General features: G+C 68.3%; 17 protein-coding genes and 1 pseudogene. 7 read left to right on the top strand and 11 right to left on the bottom strand.

Annotation, left to right across the window (positions count from 1 at the left end):
- Positions 1-70: 70 nt before the first annotated feature.
- The 4 genes from NH339_RS10975 to NH339_RS10960 are packed head-to-tail and all read right to left on the bottom strand — an operon-like array spanning position 71 to position 4348.
- The gene (locus tag NH339_RS10975) at positions 71-1582 is read right to left on the bottom strand and encodes an ABC transporter substrate-binding protein (RefSeq protein WP_253025244.1); all 1512 of its coding nucleotides are present in this window, start codon (positions 1580-1582) and stop codon (positions 71-73) included.
- Positions 1579-2853 (bottom strand): MFS transporter, encoded by a 1275-nt coding sequence (locus tag NH339_RS10970; RefSeq protein ID WP_253025242.1) that lies wholly within the window; start codon positions 2851-2853, stop codon positions 1579-1581. The genes NH339_RS10975 and NH339_RS10970 overlap by 4 nt, the downstream gene beginning before the upstream one ends.
- Complete coding sequence (locus tag NH339_RS10965) at positions 2850-3638, bottom strand: ATP-binding cassette domain-containing protein (protein WP_253025240.1); 789 nt, start codon at positions 3636-3638, stop codon at positions 2850-2852. The genes NH339_RS10970 and NH339_RS10965 overlap by 4 nt, the downstream gene beginning before the upstream one ends.
- Positions 3635-4348 carry an ATP-binding cassette domain-containing protein gene (locus tag NH339_RS10960; RefSeq protein ID WP_253025238.1) on the bottom strand — a complete coding sequence of 238 codons (714 nt, stop codon included), beginning with the start codon at positions 4346-4348 and terminating at the stop codon, positions 3635-3637. The genes NH339_RS10965 and NH339_RS10960 overlap by 4 nt, the downstream gene beginning before the upstream one ends.
- 596 nt (positions 4349-4944) lie before the next feature.
- On the opposite strand from NH339_RS10960, the gene NH339_RS10955 reads away from it, so the two are divergent.
- A complete protein-coding gene (locus NH339_RS10955; protein WP_067860615.1) occupies positions 4945-5253 on the top strand; it encodes a GIY-YIG nuclease family protein in 309 nt (102 codons plus the stop codon).
- A gap of 553 nt (positions 5254-5806) precedes the next feature.
- Here NH339_RS10955 and NH339_RS10950 read toward each other — a convergent pair.
- The 3 genes from NH339_RS10950 to NH339_RS10940 all read right to left on the bottom strand — a co-directional run bounded on the left by NH339_RS10950 (position 5807) and on the right by NH339_RS10940 (position 10204).
- Positions 5807-7618, bottom strand: a complete 1812-nt coding sequence (locus NH339_RS10950; protein ID WP_253025236.1) for a DUF4012 domain-containing protein — start codon at positions 7616-7618, stop codon at positions 5807-5809.
- A 124-nt stretch (positions 7619-7742) separates the two neighbouring features.
- Positions 7743-8315, bottom strand: a complete 573-nt coding sequence (locus NH339_RS10945; RefSeq protein WP_253025234.1) for an LPXTG cell wall anchor domain-containing protein — start codon at positions 8313-8315, stop codon at positions 7743-7745.
- Positions 8316-8575: 260 nt separating this feature from the next.
- A complete protein-coding gene (locus NH339_RS10940) occupies positions 8576-10204 on the bottom strand; it encodes a polysaccharide biosynthesis tyrosine autokinase (RefSeq protein WP_253025232.1) in 1629 nt (542 codons plus the stop codon).
- Positions 10205-10378: 174 nt separating this feature from the next.
- Between NH339_RS10940 and NH339_RS10935 the strand changes: the two genes are divergently transcribed.
- Positions 10379-11716, top strand: coding sequence for a bifunctional dTDP-4-dehydrorhamnose 3,5-epimerase family protein/NAD(P)-dependent oxidoreductase (locus tag NH339_RS10935; RefSeq protein ID WP_253025230.1), 1338 nt, complete (start codon positions 10379-10381; stop codon positions 11714-11716).
- Between the two features lie 11 nt (positions 11717-11727).
- Here the strand turns inward: NH339_RS10935 and rfbA are convergent, their stop codons facing one another.
- The gene (rfbA, locus tag NH339_RS10930; protein ID WP_253025228.1) at positions 11728-12591 is read right to left on the bottom strand and encodes a glucose-1-phosphate thymidylyltransferase RfbA; all 864 of its coding nucleotides are present in this window, start codon (positions 12589-12591) and stop codon (positions 11728-11730) included.
- A 60-nt stretch (positions 12592-12651) separates the two neighbouring features.
- Between rfbA and rfbB the strand changes: the two genes are divergently transcribed.
- The 5 genes from rfbB to wzy are packed head-to-tail and all read left to right on the top strand — an operon-like array spanning position 12652 to position 18046.
- Positions 12652-13656: a dTDP-glucose 4,6-dehydratase gene (gene rfbB / locus NH339_RS10925; RefSeq protein WP_253025221.1), complete on the top strand. Its 1005-nt coding sequence runs from the start codon at positions 12652-12654 to the stop codon at positions 13654-13656.
- Entirely contained in the window at positions 13653-14657 is a 1005-nt protein-coding gene (locus NH339_RS10920) for a polysaccharide pyruvyl transferase family protein (RefSeq protein WP_253025215.1), read from the top strand. The genes rfbB and NH339_RS10920 overlap by 4 nt, the downstream gene beginning before the upstream one ends.
- Positions 14654-15709: a glycosyltransferase gene (locus NH339_RS10915; RefSeq protein WP_253025213.1), complete on the top strand. Its 1056-nt coding sequence runs from the start codon at positions 14654-14656 to the stop codon at positions 15707-15709. Before NH339_RS10920 ends, NH339_RS10915 begins: the two co-directional genes overlap by 4 nt.
- Positions 15696-16514, top strand: a complete 819-nt coding sequence (locus tag NH339_RS10910) for a glycosyltransferase family 2 protein (RefSeq protein ID WP_253025211.1) — start codon at positions 15696-15698, stop codon at positions 16512-16514. The genes NH339_RS10915 and NH339_RS10910 overlap by 14 nt, the downstream gene beginning before the upstream one ends.
- On the top strand, positions 16511-18046 hold the full coding sequence (gene wzy / locus NH339_RS10905; protein WP_253025209.1) for an O-antigen polysaccharide polymerase Wzy: 1536 nt from the start codon (positions 16511-16513) through the stop codon (positions 18044-18046). Before NH339_RS10910 ends, wzy begins: the two co-directional genes overlap by 4 nt.
- Here wzy and NH339_RS10900 read toward each other — a convergent pair.
- From NH339_RS10900 to NH339_RS10890, 3 genes and pseudogenes are all read right to left on the bottom strand, one after another.
- The gene (locus NH339_RS10900; protein WP_253025207.1) at positions 18011-19201 is read right to left on the bottom strand and encodes a hypothetical protein; all 1191 of its coding nucleotides are present in this window, start codon (positions 19199-19201) and stop codon (positions 18011-18013) included. The genes wzy and NH339_RS10900 overlap by 36 nt on opposite strands.
- 45 nt (positions 19202-19246) lie before the next feature.
- Positions 19247-20809 (bottom strand): sugar transferase, encoded by a 1563-nt coding sequence (locus tag NH339_RS10895; RefSeq protein ID WP_253025205.1) that lies wholly within the window; start codon positions 20807-20809, stop codon positions 19247-19249.
- Between the two features lie 560 nt (positions 20810-21369).
- Positions 21370-21946: pseudogene (locus NH339_RS10890) on the bottom strand (hypothetical protein); the annotation flags it as partial.

The following is a 21946-nucleotide window of genomic DNA, read 5'->3' as shown; positions in this document are numbered from 1 at the left end:
GGCCAGCAGGCCCGACGCCGCCAGCAGCCGCGACGCCGCCGTGACGACGGCGTCGCGGCGCGGCCGGGGCTCAGGCACCGGCGCTGCTGTCGCTGTCGATGAGATCGTGCTCGCGCGGGTCGCGCTCGACCCCCGACACGCCCTGCGCCTCGCCCTGGATGACGCGCTCGTGCAGCAGCGGGACGGCGGCGTCGAGACCGAGCACCTGCGCCTCCGCGAGCATCGTCAGGCGCTGACGCTCGGCACCGGGCTCCACGCGGGCGGCGCGGTCGAGCGCGGCGTCGACGTCGTCGTTGCAGAGCTGGGCGATGTTGAAGCCGCCCTCGCAGCCGAAGTCGGAGGCCATGTAGGCCACCGGGTCGCCGGAGTCGAGCACCGTGGCGCGCGACAGGATGAACGCGTCGAAGGCGCCGTCGAGCGCGTCGGCCTCGATGAACTGGTACTCGCGCACGTCCTGCTGCACGACGAAGCCGGCGGCCTCGAGCTCCTGCTCCAGCAGCACCGCCACCTCGGGCAGCTCGGCGCGGTCGGTGAACGTGCCGAGGGTGATCCGCACGCCGTCGACCGTCGCGGGCTCCGCGCGCTGGGCGAGGAGCTCGGTGTACTCGGGGTCGGCGCGCAGGTCGGCCGCCCAGGGCAGCGCCGGGCCGAGCAGGCCGCTCGCCTCGTCGGCGCGCCCCTCGTACACGTCCTTCACGAGGCGGGCGCGGTCGATCGCCTCGCGCGCGGCGGCGCGGACGGCCGGGTCCTTGAACGGCCCCTTCGTGGTGTTGAGGTAGAGCGTGTTCGTGCGCGGCATGGGCACCTCGACGACGAGGTCGTCGTCGAGCTGCGCCACCTGGCCCACCGGCACCGCCTCGACGACGTCGGCGTCGCCCGTGCGCAGCGCGGCCGCGCGGGCGGTGCCGTCGGGCACGAAGCGCACGTCGATGCCCGACGCCTTCGCCTTCTCGCCCCAGTAGTCGTCGTAGCGGTCGAGGGTCGCACCGGAGGTGCCGTCGACCTTCGTGAGCTCGAACGGGCCGGTGCCGGCGCCGACCGGGTCGACGGCCTTGGCCGCGTACGCCTTCGGCGCCAGGACCGACAGCTGCGGGCTCGAGAGCCGCTGGGGGACGAGCGGGTCGGGCACGGCCGTCGTGACGACGACGGTGTCGGGGCCGGACGCCTCGACGGTGAGCTCCACGCCGTCGAGGATGCGCGGCACGGGCGACGCCTGGGCCGCGGTCTGCAGCGACGCCACCACCTCCTTCGACGTCAGGGGCGTGCCGTCGTGGAAGGTGACGTCACTGCGCAGCTCGAACGTCCAGGTGCGGTCGTCGGTGCGCTGCCAGGAGGTGGCGAGCATCGGCTGCGCCACGCCGTCGGCGTCGAGCTGCACGAGCGTCTCGGCGGTGCTCCAGCGCGAAAGCTTGAACGCGTCGTCGCTGAGCGGGGAGAGGCCGGAGCGTGGCGGCTGCAGCATGGCGACGGAGATGCGGCCGTCGCTCGCCTGGTCGCCGCCACCGCCGGCGAAGCAGCCGGAGGCGAGGGTGAGCACCAGGGCGGCGGCGCCGGTGCGCAGCAGGGGACGGAGGGGGGTCATCGAGGTCCTTTCGAGGGGGTGGGTGGTGCGGAGCTCTGGGGGTCGAGGGGCGGTGCGGCGAGGGGACGGCGCAGGAGGACGGCGGCGGCCACGCTCGAGCAGAGCGCGAGGGCGGCGAGCAGCGCCCACGGACGCGACGCCGCGAGCGACGTCGTGCCGGCGTCCGCGTACAGCGCGCCGAGCGGGACCGACAGCACCAGCACGGCAACGCCGCCGCACGTCGCCAGCAGGCCGTAGTAGGAGCCGAGTCGTCGACCGGCGGCGAACGTCGGCACGAGGTCGAGCGCGGCCGGCCCCACGACGAGGTGGCCGAGGGTCAGCAGCACCACCGAGGCGGTGACCGGGACGACCGACGTCGACGTGGCCGGCAGCGTGGCCGCGACGGCGAGCGTGCCGAAGGCCGACGCGAGCAGCCCGTAGCCGACGGGCAGCGCCACGCGGCTGGGGAGGCGCCGGGCGAGGCGTGCGACGGGCAGCTGCAGGCCGATGGTGACGGCCGAGACCACGGCCAGCAGCGCGGCGTAGGTGCCTGCGCCACGTCCCACGCGCTCCAGCTCGACGGGCAGCCCGAGGTACAGCTGGTTCCAGGCGAGCAGGTTGACGGCGTGCACGACGGCGAACAGCACGAAGGTGCGGTGCCGCAGGCTGAGGCCCGAGCCGACGTCGCCCAGGCCGGCGCGCAGGGTGTGGCCGTCGGGTCGTGCGGGGTCGGCGGGCAGCAGTCGCGCCAGCGCGACGGCCGTGACGCTGAACAGTGCCGCACCCGATCCCGCCACGGTCGAGAAGCCCCAGTCGAGCAGCAGCGCCCCCACGAGCGGGCCGACGACGGCACCGGTCTCCCCGACCACGGTGAGCCAGGCGAAGAGCGTCGCCCGGGTGCGCGGTGCGTCGGGGCGCGCCTGCTCGGCGGCGGCCACGAGCGTCTCGATCGCGGGGGAGAACAGCGCCCCGCCGAGCCCGGTGAGCACGGCGCCGGCGACGAACGTCGGCAGGTCGTCGGCGAGCGCCAGCGTGCCGAAGCCGGCCACCCGCACCGCGCAGCCGGTGAGGATCAGGCGACGTGCGCCGAGGGCGTCGACCAGCACCCCGCCGACGAGGAAGAGGCCCTGCTGGGCGAACGTGCGAGCGCCGAGCACGACGCCGATCGCCGCCCCCGACAGCAGGTAGTCGTCACGCAGGACGATCGCCAGGAACGGCACGACGGCGTAGAAGCCCACGTTGAAGACCAGCTGCGCCCCGAGCAGGGGTGCAGCCGTGGCACGGCGTGTCACCCCAACGCCCCCGGACGGGACGCGTCGACGAGCGCCCGGGTCGCGGGGTGGGTGGGTGCGTCGAGCACCTGCGCGGTACTGCCGTGCTCCACCACGCGGCCCTCGTGCAGCACGGCCGCCGTGCTGCACACCGACGAGACCGCGTGCAGGTCGTGGGTGATGAGCAGCAGCCCGAGGTCGTGGTCGACGTGCAGGTGGTGCAGCAGCGCGGCGAGGTCGCGACGCAGGCCGACGTCGACGGAGCTGAGCGGCTCGTCGGCCACGAGCAACGTCGCGCCGGTGCCGATCGCGCGGGCGATCGCGACCCGCTGCGCCTGCCCGCCGGACAGGCTCGAGCAGCGACGTCGCGCGAACGTCGTGTCGAGCCCGACGGCGTCGAGGGCACGCTCGACGCAGGTGTCGTGGTCGTCGTCGATGGCCAGGCTGCGCAGCGGCTCGGTGAGGCAGGCGGCGACGTCGCGGCGCGGGTCGAGGCTGCCGGCGGGGTCCTGCGGCACGTACTGGAGGCAGCGCCGGAACCGTCGCAGACCCGCACGACGTCGGGGCAGCGCGGCGCCGTCGAGCAGCACCTCGCCCGACGTCGGGCGCTGCAGCCCGAGCAGCACGCGGGCCAGCGTCGACTTGCCGGCCCCGGAGCGTCCGACGAGGCCGAGCGCCGTCGTCGACGTGAGCCGCAGGTCGACGTCGGCCAGGGCGCTCGTGCCGTCGGGAAGGCGGACGCCGACCCCCTGCGCGTCGACCGTGGGGCTGGTTGCCGTGGGTGGGGTGAGGGTGGCTGCGCTCATGCGACGAGTCCGAGGTCGTGCGCGAGGTGCCGGTCGGGTCCGTCGAGCAGCGTTCTGAGGTCGACGTCGGCGACGAGGCGGCCGCCGTCGACGAGCAGCGCCCGGGTGCAGAGCGCCTGCGCGACCTCGAGGTCGTGGGTGATGAGCAGGAGCGTCGACCGGGTGGCGCGCAGCGCGTCGACCACCTGGCGACGCGTGACGACGTCGAGCGCGCTGGTCGGCTCGTCGGCGACCAGCAGGGGACCGTCGACGGCGATCGCGAGCGCGATGCACACCCGTTGGCGCTGGCCACCGGACAGCTCCGCGGGCAGTCGGTCGAGGACCGCGGCGGCGTCGAGGTCGACGTCGGCGAGCAGGGACGTGAGGCGGGCGTCGAGGGCGTCGCCCCGCAGGCCGGCGGTGCGGAGCGGTCGGGCGAGCTGCCGTCGGACGGGGGTGAGCGGATTGAGGGCGACCTGCGAGTCCTGCGCGACGAGCGACGCCCGCGGTCGGCCGGGCTGGCTGCCGCCGACGCTGACGCGCCCCTGGACGCGCAGCGTCGGCGGGCTGACGTCGGCGACGGCACGCGCGATCGTCGACTTGCCGGAGCCGGACCGTCCGAGCAGCGCCACGCGCTCCCCAGCGGCCTGCTGCCAGGACACGTCGCGCACGAGCGGGGTCGCCCCCACCCACACCGAGAGGCCCTCCACCTCCACCGCTCCCTGCGCCATCACATGGGAATGGTAGTCACTTCGATGTGACGTCCCGGGGCCGCCCCACGTCGAGGTTTCCCGCCGCAACCACCCCTCCGCCGGTCGAGTAGTCGACGCCGCGACGAAGGAGCTGGCGGCGACGTATCGAGACCACTCCAGGCAGACGCTGGGGGTCGGTTGACGCTGATCCGTTGCCGGGTGGTCTCGATACGCCGTCACGCGCTCGCTGGCGCTCGCCGTGACGTCTACTCGACCAGCGGAAGGTCTCGCTGGTCGAGTAGGCCGACCGGCGACGAAGGAGCGTGGTCGGACGTATCGAGACCGCTCCAAGCGGTCGCTGGGGGTTGGTCCGCGCTGGGCCGTTGCGGGGTGGTCTCGATACGTCAGGACGAGCTCGCTGGCGCTCGCCGTCCTAACCGCTCGACCAGCGGTGGGTCTCGCTGGTCGAGTAGTCGACGCCGCGACGGAGGAGTTGGCGGAGACGTATCGAGACCACTCCAAGCGCACGCTGGAAGCCGGCCCATGCTGCCCCAATGCCTGGCAGTCGCTAGGAGCCAGGCCAGAGCTGTGGACGACAGCTCGACCGACTCCGCCGGCGTCGATGCACTGACTGGATGGCCTACATGTACATCCTGCGCTGCTCCGACGGCAGCTACTACGTCGGCAGCACCCGGAACCTCGAGTCACGTCTCTACCAGCACCAGACGGGGATCGGCGCGGAGTACACCCGCTGTCGCCGACCGGTCGAGCTCGTGTACGCCTACGAGTTCGAGGACGTCGCCGACGCCTACGCCGCGGAGAAGCGGGTGCAGGGGTGGTCGCGGGCGAAGCGTGAGGCGCTGATCCGCGGCGACTACGACCTCCTCCCCACCCTCGCGCGCAAGGACTTCCGTCGACGCGACCCGCGCCCCTGGCGCGAGTGAGCTGATCGCTGGTCGAGTAGCGCGGAGCCGCGACGGAGGAGCGTGCTTTGGACGTATCGAGACCGCTCCAAGCTTTCGCTGGGGGTTGGGTCGCGCTGGGCCGTTGCCGGGTGGTCTCGATACGCGGCCGCGGCGCTCCTTCGTCGCGCGTGGCCGCTACTAGACCAGCGGAAGGGGTTCGCTGGTCGAGTAGTCGACGTCGCGACGTAGGAGCAGACGGAGACGTATCGAGACCACTCCAAGCCGTCGCTGGGGGTTGGGTCGCGCTGGGCCGTTGCCGGGTGGTCTCGATCGGTCAGGACGTGCTCGCTGGCGCTCGCCGTCCTGACGACTCGACCAGCGGAACGTCTCGCTGGTCGAGTCGTCGACGTCGCGAAGGAGCAGACGGAGACGTATCGAGACCACTCCAAGCCGTCGCTGGGAGCCAGCCCGCGCTGGGCCTTTGCCGGGTGGTCTCGATACGTCCGAGCCTCGCAAGCTCGCTCGGACTACTCGACCAGCGGAATTCTTGCCTACTCGGCCAGCGGAACCCTCCCCTGTTCGAGCAGCGGGGTCAGGAGCAGGAGGTGGGGAAGCGGCGGTCCTGGGTGAAGGACTGGACCCCTGGCGTGGTGGTCACGACCGCGCCGCGACGTTGGTCCTTGCCGGTCGTCATGGTGGTGCGGATGGTGACGGTCTGGCCGGGCTTGATGACGTAGGCCGTGTAGGCGACGGGGCGGGTGCCGAGCCGGCCGCTCTCGTCGAGGGAGATCGCGTCGTCGGCCTGCACCTCGTCGACGGTGCCGCCGGCGGGGGCGACGACGCGGACGGTCAGCTGCTGGTCGCCGCGCGGGGCCCGGTTCCCGTTGCCGGTGATGTACTGCGGCAGGTCGGCGGCGTCGGCCGGCGCATTCGAGGTGATGGTGGTGGTGGCGACCAGCGTCTGGCGACCGTCGGTGCGGCACCCCTCGGACTTCACGGTCGTCCTCCAGTCGAGGTAGTACTGCATCTTCGAGCTGGTGGTGTCGTTCAGGTACACGCCGACGTGGGGCGTGGTGCTCGGCTCGGGCAGCTCCCCGGACAGGTGCGTGCCGGCGAGGTCGTCCTCGACCGTCTTGTCGGCGCTCCACAGCAGGATGCGGCGCTCGTCGACGGCCTTCGTCAGGCCCTCGAGGGTCTTGCGGGAGTCGCCGCGTCCGCCGAGGACGGAGCTGAAGATGCGCTGGGCGGCGTCGGCGAAGAAGAGGTCTTGCACCTGCGGGTCGGGGAACCGCGCGTACACGGTGTTGAGCAGGATCTCGACGGCGTTCGCCGACGTGAGCGTGGTGCCGTCGGTGAGCCGGATGGAGCCGGTCCCCTCGAGCGCGTAGGAGAGGGCGACGGGGTCGATGGACAGCACACCGTCGACCTTGGTGCCGAGCGAGCGCTGCACCATGGCGCGGGCGATGGTCGCGACGCGGGGGAAGTCGGGGGTGATGGTGGTGTCGCGGATGTCCTCGGCGATGAGGCTGCCGAAGGTGCGCTCCTCCTCGTCGGTGATGCGCACGACCGGGTCGTCGAAGTCGCCGAGCTCGCGGATGGTGAACTGCTGGTTGAAGCTGAGTCGGCCGTTGCGGGCGGTGACGAGCGCGAGCGCGCCCGGGATGCCGCCGAGCGAGCGCGACTCCGCGTTGTTCTGGAACATGACCAGGTAGGTGCGGGTGCCGTCGGCGCCGAGCATGCGGGGGGCGATGCGCAGTGCCTTGGCGGCGGCGTCGGCGGCCTGCTGCGCGGTGCCGAGCTTGTCCTTGAGCTCCTGCACCGGCTTGCGGAGGGGGCCGACGATGGCGGAGTCGTCGATGGCGTCGATGCGGCGGCGGTTCTCGGTGAGGACGTTCGCGGCGGTGCTGACGGGACGCACGAGCCCGGCGAACTCGCGGAGCGGGAAGCGGCCGTTCTTGGGCCGGAAGGTGTTGGCGTCGAGCGACTGCGCGGTGTCGACGACGGGCGGCAGGGCGCGCTGGGCGATGTCGTCGAGGGCGTCGGCGGCGGACTGCACGGCGTCGACGCTGGAGCCGACGAACGGCACGTGGGTGGCGGCGCCCCAGAGGGGGCCGTCGGTGCGGGTCCGGGCGGTGGTGGTGCTCTGCTGCAGGGCGCGCAGGGTGTTGCGTGCGAGGTCGGTGTCACCGCTGGTGATCTGGGACTGGAGGTCCTGCGCCTCACCCGTGGCTGCCGTGATGGCCTTCTGCGCCTGCGAAGCCTCGTAGCCCATCCAGCCGACGACGCCGATGGCGGCGAGGACGACGACGCCGAGGCCGATCCACAGCGGCTTGCGGTTGCGCTGCTTGCGGCTCTTGCGCCGCGAGCTCCCTGAGGAGCGCGACGAGCGGGTGCGGGAGGCCATGGCGTGATCCTAGGGTCGCGGGTCGAGCCGACGGGTTCGGTGCAGACATGACTCCGCCACCTCCCCAGCCCGGAGGCTGGTGGAGGTGGCGGACGTCAGGGTCGTGCTTCGCGGAGCGACGCGATCAGCTGTGACGACGGCGGGCGGCGATGACGCCGGCGCCGGCGAGCACGAGGGCTGCGCCACCCGCGAGGAGGAGGACGTTCGAGCCGCCCGTGTCGGGCAGCGCGCCGCTGGCGTTGTCGCCGCTGCCAGCGCCGGTACCGGTGCCGGCGTCAGAGACGCCCGTGCCGACGACGAGCTTGATCGTCTTGGTGTAGGTCTGCTGGACCGGGACGAAGCCGGACTTCAGGCCGCTCGCGCTGGGGGCGATGTCGTCGGCCGTCGTGATCGTCATGACGATCTCGAAGGTGCCGTTCTCGTTCGGCGCCTGGCCGGACACGGACCACGTGGTGGTGTTGGCGCCGCTGCCGACGTTCTGGCCGAGCAGCGAGGCGGAGTAGGACTCGACCTCGGCGCCGCCGAACGTGCCGGAGAAGGAGAACTGACCGCCCGGAGCGACCTGGACACCCGCGGCGGCGCTGCCACCCGGGATGGTGATGATGGGCTCGTCGCCGTAGGCGAACGCCGAGCCGGCGGAGAAGAGGGTGACCAGACCGGCCACGAGGCCAGCGATGGCCAGACGAGTGCTGCGCATGTGAAGCTCCGAGGGATGTAGAAGACGACCACGAGACCTGTGGTTCCCGGCTAACAGTAGCGGTGAAATCCCGTCACGAACCAAACTTGTCCAAACTATTCACACGGACGCAACACGGGCCAACTCGCTGTCGGCGCGTCGCCGAGATTTTTCCTGTCTTTTCAGGAGATCGGCATGTGACTCACGACACAAGCGCGAGTGCACGGACGACCCGTCCGCCCGGACTGAGACGACGCTGAGAAGGCCAGAAGGCCGAGTATTCAGCCTCGATCGTCGGGCTCGTCGCCCTGACGGTCGGTCTCGGGCTCGGGGTCCTCGAGGCCGCGGCTCGCGTCGAGCCGGGTGCGCGACTGACGTCCGACGGCGTCCTGGACGGCGTCGAGGTCACCTGAACGGTCAGTGCGCCGGGGCGCGGTGAGGTGGGCCTGACGCTGCTGCTGTTGCTGCGTGGTGTCGGCGCGGCGCTTCGAGCCGCGTCGGGTCGACATCGGCTCGGGACGGTCCTCCGCGGCCTCCACGGTGTCGGAGTCCGTGGGTGCGTATCCGTAGCCGTACCCGTAGCCGTATCCGTAGCGCCCGGACTTCACGGGCGTCATGTTGAAGACCGCCGCGACGGGCTTGGCGCCGACGCCCTCGAGCCGGTCGACGGCGGCGCGCACCTGGTCGGCCGTGGTCTTGCCGTGGCGGACGACGAGGACGGCGCCGTCGACGACGCTGGAGATCAGCGCGGCGTCGGTGACGGGGAGCAGGGGCGGGGCGTCGATGAGGACGACGTCGTACTCGGCGCGCAGCTGCTCGACGAGCGCGACCATGGCGCGCGACTGCAGCAGCTCGGCCGGGTTGGGCGGCGTCTTGCCGCTCGAGAGCACGGAGAGCCCTGAGATGCCCGTCTCCTGCATCACGTCGGCCAGCTCCACGCGGCCGACGAGCACGGTGGTGAGGCCCACGGCCTCGACGAGACCGAGGTACTGCGCCACGCGCGGTCGGCGCATGTCGCCCTCGACCAGCGCGACCTTCTGGCCGCCCTCGGCGAGCGCCAGGGCGAGGTTGACGGCCGTCGTGCTCTTGCCCTCGCCCGGCAGCGCGCTGGACAGCACGAACACCTTCTTGTTGGCGTCGGGGTCGATGAACTGCAGGTTGGTGCGCAGCACGCGGAAGGCCTCGGCGCGCGGGGAGTACGGGTCGATCTCGGAGATGAGCGGCGCGCCGTCGGCGCCGTTGTCGAAGGGGATGGCGCCGATGACGGGCGCCTCGGCGAGCTCCTCGAGCTGCTTGTGCGTCTTGATGGAGGAGTCGAGCGTCTCGCGCAGCACGGCGATGCCGGCACCGAGCAGCAGGCCGAGGATGAGCCCGAGACCGAGGTTGCGCAGCGGCTGGGGCGAGACGGGCGACGTCGGCGCGGTGGCCTGGTTGGTGACGGTGGCCTTGATGGTGGCCTGGTCCTTGCCGGGTGGCGTCTCGAGCTCCCCGACGTAGCCGACGAACACGTCGGCGGTGGTCTCGGCGATGCGCTGCGCCCGCTCGGGCGAGGGGTCGGTGACCGTGATGGTCAGGATGACGGTGTCGAGCTGCGACGTGGCGGTGATCTGCTGGCTCAGCTCGGCCGGGGTCTCGTCGAGGTCGAGGTTACGGATGACGCGACGCGTGATCTCGTTCTGGTTCACCATCTCGGCATAGCTCTTGACGCGCTGCAGCGAGAACTGGCTGCCCTGGAAGGCCTGGCTGTCGTCGGCGGCCTGCGAGGTGGAGATGAACAGGTCGGTGGACGACGCATACTGGGGCGTGGTGCGCCAGGTGGCGAGCGCTGCCAGGGCGACGACACCGAGGGCCACGGAGGCGATGAGCAACCAGCGGTGACGAAGGATGGTCAGGTAGTCCCGCAGGTCCACGTACAGCTCCCGAGTGGTGATGACGGCGGCCCCCGAGACCGAGGGATGCGCCTCACTCTAGGCGAGGCGCGTGGTGATCGTGGACGACTTGGCTGTGACGTCGTGCTGCGGAACGTGGGGCGTTGCACAACCAAAGCACGATGAAGGACCTGTGCGGGCTGCCAGGATGGGCGCATGAGGGAGCTTGCCGTGCGAGGCACCGAGATACCGGGCCTGTGGATCGTCGACATGCCGGTCCACGGCGACAACCGCGGCTGGTTCAAGGAGAACTGGCAGCGCGAGAAGATGGCAGCGCACGGTCTGCCGGACTTCGAGCCCGTGCAGAACAATGTCTCCTTCAACGCCCACCGAGGCGCTACGCGCGGCATCCACGCGGAGCCGTGGGACAAGCTCATCTCGATCGTGAGCGGCCGCGCCTTCTGCGCCTGGGTCGATCTTCGGGAGGGTGAGACGTTCGGTCGCGTGGCGACCCTCGAGGTCGGGGTGGACCAGGCGGTCTTCGTGCCGAAGGGCGTGGGCAACTCCTACCAGGCACTCGAGGACGACACGATCTACAGCTACCTCGTGAACGAGCACTGGAGCCCGGAGGCGTCGTACACCTTCGTCAACCTCGCCGACGAGACGCTCGGCATCGAGTGGCCGATCGCCCTGTCGGACGCTGAGCTGTCGGAGAAGGACCGTCGCCACCCACCGCTCGCCGACGTGGCGCCCTTCGCTGCCGACGAGGTGGCACTGCCCGAGGTCGACTCGCCGCGGACGCTCGTGATCGGGGCGGGTGGTCAGCTGGGCCGCGCCTTGGTCGAGCGCCTACCGCACGCCACCGCGTGGGACGTCGCCGACCTCGACATCACCGACCCCGGCGCGGTGTGGGCCGTCAACTGGTCGCAGTTCGACACGATCATCAACGCCGCCGCGTACACCGCTGTCGACGCCGCGGAGACGCTGGAGGGACGGCGGGCGGCCTGGCTGGCCAACGCGCACGCCCCGGCCCACCTGGCGAAGGCTGCGGTGGCGCACGACCTGACCCTCGTGCACGTCTCGTCCGACTACGTGTTCGACGGCGAGCGCGAGACTCACGGAGTGGACGAGTCGTTCGCGCCGCTGGGTGTGTACGGGCAGTCGAAGGCCGCCGGCGACGTCGCCGTGAGCGTGGTGCCCAAGCACTACGTGGTGAGGACGAGCTGGGTGATCGGCGACGGTGCGAACTTCATCCGCACCATGCAGGCACTGGCCGAGAAGGGCGTGGATCCGGCGGTCGTCGACGACCAGGTCGGACGTCTGACCTACACGTCGGACCTCGCCGACGGCATCATCACGCTGCTGCGCCAGCACGCGCCCTACGGGACGGTGAACGTGACGAGCGGCGGCGAGCCGCGCTCGTGGTTCGAGATCGCGCGCCAGGCGTTCGCGGACGCCGGCCACGACCCGCAGCGGGTCTCGCCGACGAGCACGGAGGAGTACGGGCGAGGTAAGCAGCTCGCCCCGCGCCCGCGCTTCAGCACCCTGGAGTGAGCACCTGACGTTCAGCGGTCGAGCAGCCCGAGAAGATAGCGGCCGTAGCCGCTCTTGACGAGAGGCTGCGCGATGCGGTGGAGGTCGTCGTCGCTGAGGTAGCCGAGGCTCCAGCCGATCTCCTCCGGGCAGCTGATCTTGAGGCCCTGTCGGTTCTCGACGGAGCGCACGAAGTTGCCAGCGTCGTTGAGGTCGTCGATGGTGCCGGTGTCGAGCCAGGCGGTCCCTCGCTCGAGAAGCTCGACCTTCAGGCGGCCCTGCTCGAGGTACACCCGGTTGAGGTCGGTGATCTCCAGCTCGCCGCGGGCGGAGGGCTGCAGCTCGCGGGCATAGCCGACCACGTCGCTGCTGTAGAAGTAGAGCCCAGGCACGGCGTAGTTGCTCTTGGGCTTCTCCGGCTTCTCCTCCAGGGAGATCACGCGGCCGGTGTCGTCGAACTCCACCACGCCGTACGCAGTCGGGTTGGCCACGTGGTACCCGAACACGGCTCCGCCGTCGAGGTCCTCGAAGCGACCGAGCGTGGAGCCGAGACCGGCTCCGTAGAAGATGTTGTCGCCGAGCACGAGTCCGACGTTCTGGTCACCGATGTGGTCGGCGCCGATCGTGAAGGCCTGCGCGAGCCCGTCGGGCGACGGCTGCTGGGCGTAGGTGATCGAGATCCCGAACTGGCTGCCGTCGCCGAGCAGGCGCTCGAACCCGCTCGCCTCGTGCGGCGTCGTGATGATGAGGACGTCGCGGATGCCGGCGAGCATCAGCGTCGAGAGCGGGTAGTAGATCATCGGCTTGTCGTAGACCGGCATGAGCTGCTTGCTGATGCCCTGCGTGATCGGGTGGAGTCGCGAGCCCGTGCCGCCGGCGAGGATGATCCCCTTCATGTGACGAACCATACGGATTTCCCGGGTTCGCCGGACCATCTCGACGGTAACGTCTGCCACATGCAGCGGATCCTGGTCACGGGCGGTGCCGGGTTCATCGGCTCCAACTTCGTCCACTACGTGGTGGAGCACACCGACCTCGTCGTGACGGTGGTCGACAAGCTGACCTACGCAGGCAACCGCGCCAACCTCGACGGGCTTCCCGAGGACCGCGTGCGGCTGGTGGTGGGCGACATCGCCGATGCCGACCTGATGGACGACCTGGTCGCGGGGCACGACGCCGTCGTCCACTACGCAGCCGAGAGCCACAACGACAACTCGCTGCGCGACCCGAGGCCCTTCCTCGACACCAACATCATCGGCACGTACGTGATCCTCGAGGCGTGCCGCAAGCACGACGTACGGCTGCACCACATCTCCACCGACGAGGTCTACGGCGACCTCGAGCTCGACGACCCGGCGCGGTTCACCGAGTCGACCCCGTACAACCCGTCGAGTCCGTACTCGTCGACGAAAGCGGGTTCGGACCTGCTCGTCCGGGCTTGGGTGCGCTCGTTCGGCCTGCGCGCGACCATCAGCAACTGCTCGAACAACTACGGCCCGCGGCAGCACATCGAGAAGTTCATCCCTCGACAGATCACCAACGTGCTCGACGGCAGACGCCCGAAGCTCTACGGCGCTGGACTGAACGTGCGCGACTGGATCCACGCCGACGATCACAGCTCCGCCGTGCTCACGATCCTGGAGAAGGGCGCGATGGGGGAGACCTACCTCATCGGCGCGGACGGCGAGAAGAACAATCTTGAGGTCGTGCGGCTGATCCTTCGTCTCATGGGCCAGCCCGAGGATGCCTTCGACCACGTGACCGACCGTGCGGGTCACGACCTCCGTTACGCGATCGACTCCACGCGCATCCGCGAGGAGCTCGGGTGGTTGCCGACATTTGTAGATTTCGAGACGGGGCTTGCTGACACCATTGACTGGTACGCGCGGCACGCCGCCTCGTGGAGAGGGTTGAAGTCCAGTGTTGAGGCTTCATACGAAGGCGCGGAGGCAGTGCTGTGAAGGTCGTAGCGATCGTCTCTGCGGACCGGACCTCGGCCACGGGCGCTCCGATCAATGCCGGCGACGCTCTCCTCACAGATGTCCTGGCGGGTGCACTCGAAGAGGCTGGTTTCGGCACGCTGGTGCTGGACTTCGGATCGCCAAGGCGAGAAGGACTCGGAGTGCGGCGCCATGTGAGCGGCGTGCGTGCCCTTTTCCGGGCCCTCAAGGAGGTTGATTTCGTCGTCATCGGCGGCGGAACGATGATCCAGGAAGACTCGGACCGTCTGCTCAGGGGCAGTTTGATGAGGCTTTGTCTCGTGGTGTCCAGCGCATGCCGTGTTGCTCGTGTTCCTGCAGCGTTCTTTGCCGTGGGCATCGATCCCTTGCCGCGCCGAGTCGCTCGTGTCGGTTACCGAGCTGCGGTGTGGCGCCGGAGCGTATGGGTTCGGGATCGGTGGTCGCAGGATCGTGCGGCGCGATTGCTAGGCCATACGGCACGTCTGGGCGGAGATGCTGCATTGCTAATGACCGTGCGCGAGGCTGACAGTCACGGGGACATTGTGCTCGCGCCCAACCGCGGATCGCGGAAGAGTCTGTCTGAGGATCTCCAGGTGAGGCTGGCGCCTTCTGCCTTGGTCGGCATGTCCCATGGCGAGATCGACGATCTCGAGGGGGTGGCGCAGCGAGGAAACGTGACGACCTCCCTGGACGGCTGGGAACGGATCGACGAGGTCATCGCGGGTAGTCGTGGAGTGGTGGCTTCGCGCATGCATGCCCTATACCTGGGCGCGCTCCACTCCAAACCACTTCTGGCGGTGGGTCGGGGTGAGAAGATCCGAGCGTTTGCCCGTGAGTTCGAGGTTCCGATGGTCGATTCGTTTGAGGATGTGGACAGCGAGCGTCTGTGCGAGCAAGTCGACGCGGAGGCCTTCGACAAGGCGAGGGAGAGAGCCCGCGTTGCCTTCTCGAGTCTTGTTCAAGAGATCAACAACAAAACCCCAAACGGGTCGATCCGTTGAGGATCCTCATCAACGGCTACGGGGCGCATCGTGGAGGCATCGTTCGGGTGCACAACGCGATTTGTCGTGAGATGGCGAAGCGCGGCGCCCTGGTAGTCGCGAACGCTCCGGTCGGTCAGGTCTCGACGCCTCATACCCGGATCGCGTCGGCGCAGACCGGAAGCCGGGCCGCATCCCTGATCAAGGATCTGTTTCGATCTGTGCTCGATGGTGAGTTCGACCTTCGGATCGACTCCGCGCCGGCATTTCGTCCCTTTTCGCGAGCACGAAAGCGCGTCGTCATCGTCCACGACCTCAACTTCCTCGAGCCCCGGGTCCACGCGATCAGTTGGAAGCAGAAAATCTACAGGCGCCTCCTGCATCGAGTCTCGGTCGCGCGGGCGGATCTCATCGTTGTTAACAGCGAGAGCACCCGACGTGAGGTGGAGAGGTTCCTGCCGAAGTTCGAAGGCCGCCTGCAGGTTCAGCCGCTCCCCGTGGACGAGATGTTCCGGCGCGCACCACTATCGACCCGTCGTGCTGAGAGCGGCGGCAGTACCCCGATCTCCTTGCTCTCGTTCGGCCACGCCAAAAACAAGGGTGTGGACTGTCTGATGACGACGATGCGAGCGTTCCCGCAGCTCGAACTCACGGTGGTGTGCACGCGAGCTGAGTGGAACGCGTTCTGGGCAGACGTCGCTTCTGATCTTGGGGTGACCGATCGCGTCACGGTCGTGGATTCGCCAGACGACGGTCAGCTGATCGACTTGTACCGCAAGGCGTCCGTGTTCTGCATGGTGTCGAGCTATGAGGGATACGGCATGCCCGTCACTGAAGCTCTGGCTCTTGGCGTTCCGGTCGTGATCTCCGACCTCGACGTCCTTCGGTCTTCGAGTCGCGGAGCGGGAGTCGCGGTCGACCGCAGCGACCCTTCGGACATCTGGCGAGGGGTCCAGGAGGCGCTACGTGGCGCAGGAGGCGAGCTGGAGATCGTCAGGTCCGAGCTAAGAGGAGAAGGATGGGACACATGGTGCGCACAGTTCCTCGAGGTGGTTGCCGATGACCAGCCCTGACCTGACTTGTGTCACGGTCACGTTTAACTCGGTGCATGACTTGGAGCTGTGTTGGAGCGGCGGCGTTCCCGAGAACATCGAGTGGATCGTCGTAGACAACGCTTCCCGAGACGAGAGCGCCAAGGTTGCAGCGAAGCTAGGCGCGAGGGTGGTGCGGCTGCCGAGGAACGTCGGATTCTCTGCGGCGAACAACGTCGGCGCGAGTCTCGCCAGCGGCAGACACCTGATGTTCGTCAATCCCGACGTCCAGGTCGACGCGGCAGGAGCGCGTTGGATCGCGGAGCAACTCGACAGACGTGACGTGCTCATCGCGCCGCAACTCGTCAATGAGGACGGTTCCTCGCAAGAGAACGGCCGCATGTCTCCCTTCGCCTGGAGGAAGCTTGCGCATTTCTTCGGGTCAGGAAGCAGTGAGCGCAGCTACGAGGTCGTGGCGTCACGTGACGAGGAGAGACCCGTGGTGTGGGTCATCGGCGCGGCAGTCGGCATGAGAGCACGGACATTCGAGTCGCTGGGTGGTTGGGACTCGTCATTCTTCGTCTACTACGAAGACTCTGACCTCTGCCTGCGCGCTCGCCAAGCCGGGATCCCGACGATTCTCGACGGCCGTGTGCGATGGGTCCATCGTTGGGCCCGCGCTACCCGCAAGGGGTTCAGTCTCGCGTCCTGGAAGTTTGAGGTGGCTTCAGGGACCCGGTTCTATTCTCGGTACCCGAGTCTGCTCTTGCCGCCGATTCGCTGGACTTCGTGGAGGAGGGCGGAAATCGCCATGAGTCAGGTGGCTCCGGCGGAGATTCATAGATGAGCACAGGTGGCTTCGGCCGTCACGGCGAGCTGGCACAGGACAAGAAGCTCCTGTCCGTTCGATCGCAAACCGTGGGCGTTCTGATCGCGGTTTTCGGGGCTATCGTTCCTCTGGCGCTCGTCATCTCTTCCAACTTCGGCACATGGTCGTACATCCCGCTGGTCTTGTGTCTCGGAATCGTCTTTCTTCTATTGCTCGGCTTTGAGTGGCGACGTGCCGGGCACCCGCTCACGCCGGTGGGAGTCATTTGTCTCGGCGGGCTGCTCATCGCTGTCCTTCGCCCCATCACCATCCAGACGAGCGGATTTACCACTGCAGGCGCGCTCCTGGATTCTCGTCGATTCGTCGGGCCGGTCCAGGAGGCGGCGGTGGTGGCGATCGCGCAATGGCTCTTGTTCGTGGTGTCGATGGCCATCATCTACCTGGTGCTTTACGCCAAGGGTTGGACGTCGGCCCCTGCAAGCGATCAAGCTCTTCCGCCCGCGGTGGCGAACCGAGCTGTGATGTTGCTTCTGGGCGCGATGGTCATAGCACTGGTGTCCGCTGCATTGCTTATCCAGTCGTCGGGAGGCCTTGCAGCGCACTTTTCCGGTGTTTCCGTGAGGTCGGCGTTCCTGGCGGGGCGCTATTACCTGACACTCGGCTACGTACCGCTGGCCGTTGCGCTTGTCCTATACGTGGAGGTTCGTCGTCGCTCGGTCGATCTCACAGTATGGACCCCGCTGGCACTCGTGGCTGCTGTCCTCTTGTTGCTCACGGCGTTCATTACCGGTGGCCGAGGGCCTCTCGTCCTCGGTGCGGTGCTTCCTCTTCTGTTGCTCAAGCAAACTGGACCGCGCCCCATCAGCAACGTTCGCCTCGTCCTTCTAGGGGCGGGAATGATCATCGCGGCCATGATCATGAGCTTGGCGCTCAGGGAGAACCAGTACGACGGCGGGGAGTCGCTGCAAGCCCTCGAAACCAACCCCGTGGCGACGCTACTCGATCGCCTGACATCCGGTGCAGAGACGCGTCCATTTGACAGCCTGACGCTACTCAACATGTACGACCGCGAAGGAGAGGTCCCCAGGCTCTACGGGTCCACCTATCCCAAGCTCTTCACGTACTTCCTGCCGAGCAGTATCTACCCGGCGAAGGATGGCGGTGCAAACACGTTCTTCACCGAGCGGTACCTACCGCGCTTCTACTACCCATTCAGAATCGAGACGAGCATCTCTGCGGTCGGGGAGGGGTTTCTCAACTTCGGGTGGATAGGAGTCGCCCTATCCGGTGCGCTCGTCGGGTTCGCTGCGGCCAGATTCCTGCGTCTTGGAGCTCAGGCATCAGTGACTCGGAAGAGCTTGCAAGTCTTGCTCACACCGATTTTCTTCTCATTCGTTCGGGGCGATAGCTACCAGAACTTGAGCCTGGCTCTTTTCGTCTCGGCCCTCGTGGTGATGGGCGTCCGCGCTATCGGGGCATCGATCTCGTCGGGACCGGACATCTCTGTTCCACCGTCAGACGTTCGTCTGCGCCGTACGACGAACCGCTAGACCGGAAGACGCCGTCAGGAACAACTCGACCGCGAGCGCCGTCCAGGCCAGGGGAATGAGACCGTGCTGGCTCACGATTGGTACGGCGATGATGGCGAAGCAAGCCGTGGCCAGACTCACGGCCAGGCGTGCTCGAACGTGGTGTCTGGCTAGCAAGTAGCTGATCGTGACGTAGTTTCCGCACTTGATCACGAAGGCGAGACTCAAGATGCGCAGGATTGACTCGAAGTGATCGGGCATGCGGAGCAGATTCCCGACGAACGGTGCCGCGACAGCAAGGCCGACCGCTATCGCTATCCCGACCAAGATGGAGGCCAGCCACGCATCGCGCAGACGCAACTTCTCGGCGCGGATGCGGGGGATCATCTGGGCTGAGGTGGTGGCGGGAATGAACTCGAGTGGCTGCACGACGCGCAGAGCTGCTGCGAGCAGAGCCGCCGAACTCGGCTGAAGGGCGATCGTGCCGAAGACCAGCAGAGCCTGTGAGTACACGCCAGTGATGGCCCCGCTGAGTCCGATTTCGACCGTCTGTCGGATGTACCTTCTCGGAACTGGCGCATGGGCAAAGTCATCCCGCACGAGCACGTAGACGGTCAGAACCACGATGATGCCCACCACCGGCAGCACGGCGAGCGGAAGAAGGCTATGGCACATGAGACAGGACGCGCAGACAGCGGCTCGCGTCACGCCAACGACCGCGTCGACGACACCGTAGGTGACCTCGCGACCGAAGACTAGGGTCGGGGCTTTAGCGGTCCTTGTGACAGAGTCGGTAATCAACGTCAAGGCCAGCGCCAACGCTGTGACGGCGGTTGCCGCAGAATCGACCGTCACCTTGCCCGTCAGGTAGAGCGCGGCGAGCGAGACAATTGACAGCGTCGATGTCAAGCCGGCCTGCAGCGCAAGCAGTCTGTTGAAGAGACTGCGAGAGAGCAGGTTTGGATCGCGAGTGAGCAGGTAATTGAAGGCGCCCGAATCCGAGAAGATCCCGATGACCGCCTGGATCCCGAGTAGCAGGAGCAGGGCAACGCGCTGTTCGCCATCGCTCACGCGAGCGATGACAACCAGAAGTACGAACTGCGAGGCGCGGAACACGAGCGTGCCAGCGAGCGGGCTTGCCGCCGAGCCCACGGCGCCTAGGCGCGTCGTCAGCATGCGCCTTCGGGCTGCTTACACGCTTTGCGAGTCCGGAGCACGCCTCTAGTAGGCACCGCCAGAACCGATCACAGCTCGGATGGTGCGCCACAGAATCACGAGATCTCCTACAAGTGACCAGTTCTCAACGTAGTAGGTGTCGAGCTGGATGGCATCTTCCCACGCGAGGTCAGACCGCCCGGACACCTGCCACAGACCCGTCATGCCCGGGAGCACGCGCAGGCGACGGTGGGCGACGTGGTCGTAGAGGTCGACCTCGAACTGGCGCTGGGGCCGCGGACCGACGAGGCTCATGGTGCCGAAGAGGACGTTGAAGAGCTGCGGCAGCTCGTCGAGGGAGTACCGACGCAGGAATCCGCCAACGGGAGTGATGCGCGGATCGTCCTTCAGCTTGGCCAGCGGGCCGACCGATGCCCCCTGCTCTGCCAGGAGCGCCGCGAGCCGAGCGTCGGCGTCAGGGTGCATGGAGCGGAACTTGACCATGCCGAACGGCTCGCCGTCCTTCCCGATGCGCTCCTGGTGGTAGAAGACGGGACCGCGGCTGGTCAGCTTGACGGCGAGAGCCGCTGCCAGGAGGAGCGGAGAGAGCATGAGGATCAGTGCCGCCGCACCAGCACGGTCGAAGATGCGCTTCGGCCAGGTGGCAGCGTCGCCGTACGTTGGCTTGTCGACGCTCAGGAACGGCATCTTCCCGACCCGGCTCAGCTGGATGCGTGAGCCCGAGACGTCGACCACGTTGGGCGACACGAGCAGGTCGACGTCAAGTCCCTCCAGCTCCCAGGTCAGCTCCTTCAGGCCGGCGTGACCCAGGTGCTCCGTGTCGGTGACAATCACCAGCTCCGCCTCCGCAACGCTCAGCGCGGCGTCGAGGTTGCGCTCGGTGCCCATCACAGGCACGAAGGCGTCCGGCACTGGAAGCCACTCGCACAGCGAGGTGGCGCGGTCCGGGACCCACACGCCAGTCACACGGACACCAGACTGCGGGCTGTTGCCCAAGTGACGGGTGATGTCCTCGGCCGAGCGCATGCCACCGATCACCAGGGCGTTGGTGATCATGGCGCCCCGCTGGCGCTGGCGGTTCAGCCACGAGCGCCACACGCGGCGGGTGACGATCAGCCCCAGGAGACCGAGAGGGAACGTGATGGCGAGGTAGCCGCGCGACGAGTCGATCTTGAAGACGAGGGACGCGATGGCCACGAGCCCGAAGAAGGTGACGGACGCGCGGACGATGCGACGGTACTCCTCGACGCCGTCGCCCAAGACCCGGCTGTCGCGGGTGCGATAGGCCTGAAGGGCGATCGACCAACCCACGGCGAGGGCGGCCCCGAAGGTCCAGTAGGAGATGGAGAGGGGCCCGTTGGTGGTGGCTTCAGCATCTGCGCCGAATCGCAGGACTGCGCCGAGGATGGCGACGGCGAACAGGACGGCGGTGTCGCTCAGGAAGACGCGGTGCGCGACCTGCTTGTGCCAGGGCGCGCGGTGCGTTGTCGAGCTGTCGATGGCGGGGTCCTCTGAGGGTTCGACGGCGAGAGCAGGTTCCTGGCTTCGCCGTGCGCTCGAGAGGTCCGCATGGGCTGAGGTCGTCCGACTGACGTCCTGAATGGTCATGTGCACCGATCTCCGAGCTTGTTCAGTGTGCTCCCCCGGGCCAGCACCCGCTCAGGTTAGGGCGAATTTCAGGGAGAAACGACCACTTTGTGTGAACGAGGTGTGACATCACAGGCCGCACACGGTGATCCCCGACACGTCCGGGACCTGTGCCTCCTGCAACGACAGGGCAATCGACCCGGACGGCGTGCGGGCGAAAGTCAGCGCGGATGCAGTCGGGTCGGACGGGATCGGAAAACGTCGAGACGAATGTGGAGAAAACGCTGACGCGCGTGGAGGCGGTGGGTAGTGTTCTTCTCGAAGCCCCGCTGATTCACCCCCCGAGATCAGCGGGGTTTCTCTATGCCGGAAGCGCGCTTCCGCTGGTGACGCAGCCCACCCAGAAGTGACACGTTCTTGTCATCTTTCTTCCCTACCTTCGGATCAGAAGGAGGAGGGTGATGAGACGCACCTGGAGGCGCTGGCGCTGCCGGCTGAAGTACGGATACGCCTGCCCCCACCTGGAGCTGCACACCAGGGAGGGCAGAAAGGGCCTCGGCACGCGGAAGCGCTGACGACCGTCAGTCGACCGAGACCGTGTTGTTGCTCAGGTTCGGGTCGGTGCGACCGGGCGACGTGACCGTCGCGAACAAACCGGAAGCCTCGGGGGGCGACCAGGACGCCACGAGCGGTCCGGGGTTCGGCCCCGACGCCGTGCAGATCACGACCCTCGACGTCCCGCCTCCGGTGCACGACCAGCCGTTCTGCTGCACCCAGCCCACCGACAGCTCCTGCGGGAACGTCAACGTCACCTGCGGGACGTCGCGCGTCGCCACCACCGTCAGTCGCACGATGCGCTCGAGCGCGGTGCTCTCCACCGTCGCCGAGATCGACAGGTCCTCGTCCGGCGTCGGCGTCGGCTCGGGAGTGGGCTCAGGCGTCGGCTCAGGGCTGGGTTCGGTGGTCGGCTCTGGCGTGGGCTCAGGGGTCGGCTGGGTGGTCGGCTCGGGCGTGGGTCCCGGCGTGGGCTCGGTGGTGGGCTTCGGCGTCGGGACGGGCCGTGCCGGCCGCGGGGCGGGCGCAGGCTTGGCCGGTGCGGGCTGAGGCGTGGCGTGGTGCTCGGCTGGAGCTGTCGGCGCTGCGGACGGCGACGTCGAG

Source organism: Aeromicrobium sp. CnD17-E (assembly GCF_024124745.1).
Classification (GTDB): domain Bacteria; phylum Actinomycetota; class Actinomycetes; order Propionibacteriales; family Nocardioidaceae; genus Aeromicrobium.
The sequence above is the reverse complement of the archived record's forward strand: the minus strand, read 5'-3'. Positions and strand labels throughout refer to the sequence as shown.